Genomic DNA, 1,602 nt, shown 5'->3' with positions numbered 1-1,602 from the left:
TAGCGGTAGGTATTCCTAAACGATTAACCTAAAGATGGTGGGCCCCGTAAATCGAGGGATGAGAGGTAAGGACTAAAATGATTGTTGGGTGAATGATAAATTGGCGGTTTAGAGTTTTGCCTACTATCAACGACATAAAATTCCTGAAAATCAGATGTAGGTTTTACCACATTATCATCTACGATAGTCTGCCGCTCAACGGTATTCCTTTTAAGTACAACAATATCGCTGGATACCGTGGAATGGACGTGCATATCCATAAAGAACCCAAAGAAACCGTATGGGGATTCTTCTTTCTCGTGAGAACTGTCATCGTGATGATGGTGTTCGCCAGTATGGGCAATATCTGAATGGGAATGCGTTTCCTCGTGCTGATGATGCAAATGTGGAAATGCCTGATGCAGCACCATTAGGCTAAACAAGCCCAAAAAGAAAAATGCCGATATTTTATTTGGTTTTTGCATCAACTACAAAAGTATGAAAATTATCTTTGGTAACAATAGGACAATTGTGCTGTAGTAAAAAGTTAAGCGTAATAGTTTATATCTTTTAGCGTTTCCTATTTCTCTGCTTGGTTAAATGCTTTGGGGCCAAAAAATCATACTGAGAAATGAATAAGCTGAGTAACATATTTACGATTACTTTTGATAAATATATGAATAATTGTATCCAGAAGTGCACAAGTAACAGGTGAGGGAACTCTACCGCTTCTGGGAATAGGATTATAGTAAGTGGTCTTTAATTATTTGAGATAGAACATTCCATGAAAATTTCAGGAACACCACCGCTAAAGAATCGAGAGTCGTTATTAACGATGCATAGGCAATCGTAAAATGTTCGTTGGTAAAATTGCTTGGTAACGCCTGTAGGAATTTTTTATTGCTATACCAGATTGCAAAACCTGGAAAAGCTAGCCGTTGAATTTTTAGAGAGTAAAAAATAATATGCAAAATAAAAAGCACTACGGTGATAGATTTGGATGGTTCAAGGATGTACTTATGGGAGTAGACGACAGAATTTTAAATACTTCCTTGATAGTTTGTTTGTCATGTTTAATATGAAAATTGGTCAGACGGGCGACGGTAATTCCGTTCAGCCGCAAATCCTTTTCTTCTTTCATTTTTGGGAATGCCTTTAATTCACTGGCATATCAAATGGCAGTGCAAGGTTTATCGTATTTAAAATATCTGTCCATGATAGCTTTTTGTCATTTTAAAAGTGCAAGGCTATTTTCAACTTCATCGCCTATTTATGTGTCCACCTTTTTGCCCCGATCACTTCGGATAAACGGCTCACTTTTTTTGAAGTTTAATATTTCTGAAGTGAAATCAATAATCAGTAAAAATGTAAGTTATAGTGTATTTGTGTTGATTTGTAGTTTGATTTGGTTTGTGTCCCGAACCATAAGTTAAAATTGAATTCAATTGTAAACATTTGAGATCAAAAAGTCCAACTTGAAACCTATACACCCGAAAAATTAATTTGTTGTACCTATGTTGTACCTGAATAAAAAAAGCCAGCTTTATAAAAGCTGGCTTTTCCTTTGTACTCGAGGCGGGACTTGAACCCGCACGGACTAATGTCCATTGGATTTTAAGTCCA

The 1,602-nt window shown here is 36.4% G+C and carries 1 protein-coding gene; it reads right to left on the bottom strand.

Translation table 11 applies throughout. The annotated features are described in order from the left end of the window. Positions 1-23 precede the first annotated feature (23 nt). Positions 24-464 carry a hypothetical protein gene (locus AACZ92_RS16185; RefSeq protein WP_093978510.1) on the bottom strand — a complete coding sequence of 147 codons (441 nt, stop codon included), beginning with the start codon at positions 462-464 and terminating at the stop codon, positions 24-26. Positions 465-1,602 lie beyond the last annotated feature (1,138 nt).

It is taken from the genome of uncultured Marixanthomonas sp. (genome assembly GCF_963974425.1).
GTDB lineage: Bacteria > Bacteroidota > Bacteroidia > Flavobacteriales > Flavobacteriaceae > Marixanthomonas.
The sequence above is the reverse complement of the archived record's forward strand: the minus strand, read 5'-3'. Positions and strand labels throughout refer to the sequence as shown.

Coding starts and splice junctions, on each gene's coding strand:
- AACZ92_RS16185 (WP_093978510.1), bottom strand. CDS start 464: ATGCAAAAACCAAATAAAATATCGGCATTTTTCTTTTTGGGCTTGTTT.